Origin of the sequence: Streptomyces sp. SID14478 (assembly GCF_010548525.1) — a bacterium.
Classification (GTDB): Bacteria; Actinomycetota; Actinomycetes; order Streptomycetales; family Streptomycetaceae; genus Streptomyces.
The window spans coordinates 1-5,043 of sequence record NZ_JAAGMG010001034.1 but is presented as its reverse complement, the minus strand read 5'-3'; the positions used below and the strand labels follow the sequence as shown (position 1 = coordinate 5,043).

At 72.3% G+C, this 5,043-nt stretch carries 7 protein-coding genes; 6 read left to right on the top strand and 1 reads right to left on the bottom strand.

What is annotated here, in order from left to right; genetic code table 11:
- Both G3I40_RS33315 and G3I40_RS33310 read left to right on the top strand, forming a co-directional pair.
- On the top strand, nt 1-683 hold a 683-nt coding region (locus G3I40_RS33315), incomplete at its 5' end, for a glycoside hydrolase family 3 C-terminal domain-containing protein (protein WP_203645222.1).
- Between the two features lie 24 nt (nt 684-707).
- A complete protein-coding gene (locus G3I40_RS33310) occupies nt 708-1,088 on the top strand; it encodes a YchJ family metal-binding protein (RefSeq protein ID WP_164306334.1) in 381 nt (126 codons plus the stop codon).
- Nucleotides 1,089-1,110: 22 nt separating this feature from the next.
- Here the strand turns inward: G3I40_RS33310 and G3I40_RS33305 are convergent, their stop codons facing one another.
- Entirely contained in the window at nt 1,111-1,812 is a 702-nt protein-coding gene (locus tag G3I40_RS33305) for an FCD domain-containing protein (protein ID WP_164306333.1), read from the bottom strand.
- A gap of 124 nt (nt 1,813-1,936) precedes the next feature.
- Here G3I40_RS33305 and G3I40_RS33300 point away from each other — a divergent pair, with 124 nt between their 5' ends.
- From G3I40_RS33300 to G3I40_RS33285, 4 genes are all read left to right on the top strand, one after another.
- Nucleotides 1,937-2,461, top strand: a complete 525-nt coding sequence (locus G3I40_RS33300) for a gluconokinase (RefSeq protein ID WP_164306335.1) — start codon at nt 1,937-1,939, stop codon at nt 2,459-2,461.
- A gap of 45 nt (nt 2,462-2,506) precedes the next feature.
- On the top strand, nt 2,507-3,913 hold the full coding sequence (locus G3I40_RS33295) for a gluconate:H+ symporter (protein WP_164306332.1): 1,407 nt from the start codon (nt 2,507-2,509) through the stop codon (nt 3,911-3,913).
- Nucleotides 3,914-3,932: 19 nt separating this feature from the next.
- A complete protein-coding gene (locus tag G3I40_RS33290) occupies nt 3,933-4,691 on the top strand; it encodes an SDR family oxidoreductase (RefSeq protein ID WP_164306331.1) in 759 nt (252 codons plus the stop codon).
- Nucleotides 4,692-4,701: 10 nt separating this feature from the next.
- Nucleotides 4,702-5,043 (top strand): alcohol dehydrogenase catalytic domain-containing protein (locus G3I40_RS33285; protein WP_164306330.1); only part of this gene is annotated, 342 nt, incomplete at its 3' end.

The following is a 5,043-nucleotide window of genomic DNA, read 5'->3' as shown; positions in this document are numbered from 1 at the left end:
CCGTCTGCGCCACGGGCGTGCCGGTGGTCGTGGTCCTGGTGCAGGGGCGCCCGCACGCGCTGCCCGCGGCGGTGGACCGCGCCGCCGCCGTGCTCAACGCGTGGTACCCGGGCCCGTGGGGCGGCCGGGCGGTGGCCGACGTCCTGTTCGGCGCGGCGGCGCCGGCCGGACGCCTCCCGGTGTCGGTGCCGCGCTCGGCGGCCCAGCTGCCGGTCTTCTACAACGGCAAGGACCACGGCTACCGCGGCTACGTCGACCAGCCGGCGAGCGCGCGGTACGCGTTCGGGCACGGGCTTTCGTACAGCGCCGTCGCCTACGCCGCGCCCCGCCTGAGCCGCGCCCGCGTGCCGCGCGACGACCCACGTCTGACCTGCACGGTCACGGTGACGAACACGGGCGACGCGGCCGTGCGCGAGACCGTGCAGCTGTACGTCCGGCGGCGCTCGGGCGGCTCGTCCTGGCCGCGCGTGCGGGAGCTGCGCGGCTTCGCCTCCGTGGACCTCACGCCGGGCGAGCGCCGGGACGTGGCCTTCGAGGTGAGTGCCGAGACGCTCGCCTCGGTCGGCAGGGACCTCGAACTCGTCGTGGAACCAGGTGAGTTCATGCTGGAGACGGGCCCGGCGTCGGACCGCACGCAGGGCGCTCCGCTCACCGTCACGGCCCCGGAGGCCGGGGCTCCGTAGGAGGGGCGCCTATCCTTGGGCCCCATGTCACGCACCACCCCCACCTGCCCCTGCGGCCTCCCCCAGCCCTACGAGAGCTGCTGCGGCCGCTACCACCGCGGCACGGCCGCCGCCCCCACGGCCGAGGCCCTGATGCGCTCCCGCTACGCCGCCTTCGTCCGCCGGGACGGCGCCTATCTGCTGCGCACCTGGCACCCGGACACCCGTCCGCCCGGCATCGACTTCGCCGAGGCCCCGCAGTGGACCGGGCTGGAGATCGTGGGGACGAGTGACGGCTCCGCGTTCCACCAGCACGGCACCGTCACCTTCCGCGCCCACTACCGGGGCGGCGTGCTGCACGAGCGCAGCAGGTTCGCCCGGGTGGGCGGGGCGTGGGTGTACGTCGACGGCGACTTCATCGAGTAACCCCCTTGAGGGGGGCGGAAGTTCAGGGCGCGAGGATGTCCAGCTCGTGCAGCGCGCCGACCGCGATCTCCCGCGTGAGCGCCTCCGCGCGCTCCGCGTCCCCCTCGCGCACCGCGTCCGCGACCCGCACGTGCAGGGTGACCGCCGCCGGGTCCGGGTCCTCGAACATGACCTGGTGGTGGGTGCGGCCCGCCAGGACCTCGGCGACCAGGTCGCCGAGGTGCGAGAACATCTCGTTGCCCGACGCGTTCAGGACGACCCGGTGGAACTCGATGTCGTGGACGAGGTACCTCTCCAGCTGGTGACCCCGTGAGGTGGCGACCATGCCGAGCGCGCACTCGGTGAGCGCCGCGCACTGCTCGGCCGTCGCGTACCGCGCGGCGAGTCCCGCGGCGACCGGCTCGACCGCCGAGCGCAGCACGGTGAGCGAGCGCAGCTGGCGCGGGCGGTCGGCGCCGGCCAGGCGCCAGCGGATGACGCGCGGGTCGTAGACGTTCCACTCCCCGCCGGGTCGCACCGTCACGCCGACGCGGCGCCGGGACACCACCAGGTTCATCGACTCCAGGACCCGCACGGCCTCCCGCATCACCGAACGCGACACCTCGTAGCGCTGGGCCAGCTCGTCCGTGCGCAACACGCTGCCCGCGGGGTACTCACCCGCGGTGATGGCGGGACCGAGGCTGTCCAGTACGTGGGCGTGCAGGCCCCGGTCCTTCGTGGTCATGGGCTCAGCGTACGCGGGAACAAAAAGTCTGACTTTTATGTCACACGCTCTTGAATTAGTCAGACCTATTGGGTTTCAGTGACGTGACACAACGATGTCGATGAAGACAGCGAGGCAGTACGCGATGAGCACCCCCCATGTCGTCGTGGTGATGGGCGTGGCAGGCACCGGCAAGACGACGATCGGTCCCCTGCTCGCCGACCGCCTGGGCGTTCCCTACGCCGAGGGAGACGACTTCCACCCGGCGGCGAACATCGCCAAGATGTCGGCCGGCACCCCGCTCACGGACGAGGACCGCGGGCCGTGGCTCGATGCCATCGGCAAGTGGGCCCACGGCCGCGCCGGGCTCGGCGGGGTGGTCTCCAGCTCCGCGCTCAAGCGCGCCTACCGCGACCGGCTGCGGGCCGCCGCACCGGGCCTCGTCTTCGTCCACCTCACCGGCAGCCGTGCGCTCATCGAGGACCGGATGTCCCACCGCGAGGGCCACTTCATGCCGACCGCGCTCCTCGACTCGCAGTTCGCCACGCTCCAGCCGCTCGCGGCGGACGAGGCGGGCGTCGACGTCGACGTGGCGGGCTCCCCGGAGGAGATCTCGGACCGGGCCGTCGTGGCCCTGGCCGGACTCGACTCCGCCCCCGCACCCCGGTAGCCGCACCCGAAACCCCCTCCCCGACCACGTACAAGGGATAAGACCGTGACCAGTCTCAGCGTCGAGATGCTGGCAGCGGACGCCGTCGAGCCGATCACGTCCGCGGGCCACGCCCAGCTCGGGATCGCCGTCCTCGCGGGCATCGCCGTCATCGTCCTGCTCATCACGAAGTTCAAGCTCCACGCCTTCCTGGCGCTCACCATCGGCTCGCTCGCGCTCGGCGCGGTCGCCGGGGCGCCGCTGGACAAGGTGATCACCAGCTTCAGCGCCGGGCTCGGTTCGACCGTCGCCAGCGTCGGCGTGCTGATCGCGCTCGGCGCGATCCTCGGCAGGCTGCTCGCCGACTCCGGCGGCGCCGACCAGATCGTCGACACGATCCTCGCGAAGGCCGGGAAGTCCGGCGGCAAGGCGATGCCGTGGGCGATGGTCCTCATCGCCGCCGTCATCGGTCTGCCGCTGTTCTTCGAGGTCGGCATCGTGCTGCTGATCCCGGTCGTCCTGATGGTCGCCAAGCGCGGCAACTACTCGCTGATGCGGATCGGCATCCCGGCCCTCGCCGGCCTCTCCGTGATGCACGGCCTGATCCCGCCGCACCCCGGCCCGCTCGTCGCCATCGACGCGGTCAAGGCCAACCTCGGCATCACCCTCGCGCTCGGCATCGTCGTCGCCATCCCCACGGTGATCATCGCCGGCCCGGTGTTCTCGAAGTACGCGGCCAAGTGGGTCGACGTCCCCGCCCCGGACAAGATGACGCCCGCGCGCGCCACGGACGACCTGGAGAAGCGCCCCAGCTTCGGCGCCGCCGTCGTCACCATCCTGCTGCCGGTCGTCATGATGCTGGCCAAGGCCCTGGTCGACATCGTCGTGGACGACCCCACGCACACCGTGCAGCGCGCCTTCGACGTCATCGGCAATCCGCTGACCGCGCTCCTGGTCGCCGTCATCGTCGCCATGTTCACCCTCGGCCGCCCGGCGGGCTTCACCAAGGGCAAGCTGCAGGAGACCACCGAGAAGTCCCTCGCCCCGATCGCGGGCGTGCTCCTCATCGTCGGCGCGGGCGGCGGCTTCAAGCAGACGCTCATCGACTCCGGCGTCGGCCAGATGGTCCTGGACATCTCCAAGGACTGGAACATCTCCGCGCTGCTGCTCGCCTGGCTGATCGCCGTCGTGATCCGCCTGGCCACCGGCTCGGCGACCGTCGCGACCGTCTCGGCCGCCGGTCTGGTCGCGCCCCTCGCGGCGAACATGTCGGACACCCACACGGCGCTCCTGGTCCTCGCGATCGGCGCGGGCTCGCTGTTCTTCAGCCACGTCAACGACGCCGGGTTCTGGCTGGTCAAGGAGTACTTCGGGCTCAGCGTCGGGCAGACGATCAAGACCTGGTCGATCATGGAGACGATCATCTCCGTGGTCGCGGGGGCCCTGGTCCTGCTGCTGTCCCTGATCATCTAGGCCGGCGAGGAGTACGTCGATGAGTCACCCCCTGTTCGACATCAGCGGCCGCACCGCCCTGGTCACCGGATCGAGCCGCGGGATCGGGTTCGCCCTGGCCCGCGGCCTGCTGGAGGCCGGCTGCACGGTCGTGCTCAACGGCCGGGACGCGGGTCAGCTGGAGAAGGCGGCGCGGGAGCTCGGCGGCGCGGTCCGCACGGCGGCGTTCGACGTCACCGACGGGCCCGCCGTCGCCGCCGGGATCGCGGACGTCGAGGAGCGGGTCGGCCCGCTCGACATCCTCGTCAACAACGCGGGCATGCAACTGCGCGCCCCGCTCCTGGAGTTCGCCGACGCCGACTGGCACCGGATCCTGGACACCAATCTCACCAGCGCGTTCCTCGTGGCCCGCGAGGCGGCGCGCGGCATGGTGGCCCGCGGCCACGGCAAGATCGTCAACATCTGTTCGCTGCAAAGCGAGGTGGTCCGCCCGGGCATCGCCCCGTACGCGGCCACCAAGGGCGCCCTGAAGATGCTCACCAAGGGCATGTGCGCCGACTGGGGGCCCTCGGGCGTCCAGGTCAACGGGCTCGGCCCCGGCTACATCGAGACCGAGCTGACCGCGCCGCTCGTCGCGGACGAGGAGTTCAGCGCCTGGGTGCGCCGCCGCACCCCCGCCGGGCGCTGGGGCCGCACCGAGGACCTGGTGGGCGGGGTGCTGTTCCTCGCCTCCCCCGCCGCGGACTTCGTGAGCGGGCAGATCCTGTACGTCGACGGCGGCATGACCAGCGTCCTGTGAGGAGGCCCTTGTGCTCGGCTGTGTGATCCACGGCGCCGGTGACCTGCGCGTCGACGAACTCCCCTCCCCCGTGCCGGAGTCCGGGCAGGCCCTGGTCGCGATCCGCTACGGCGGGGTGTGCGGCTCCGATCTGCACTACTGGCACCGCGGCGGCGTCGGCGACTTCCTCCTGAAGGAGCCGATGGTGCTCGGCCACGAGGTGGTCGGCACGGTCCTCGCGTACGGGCCGGGGGCTGGCGGGCCCGCCCCGGGCACCCCCGTCGCCGTGCACCCGGCGACGCCGTGCGGCGCCTGCCCGGAGTGTCTCGGCGGGCGGCGCAACATCTGCCGCGACACCCGCTACCTGGGCAGC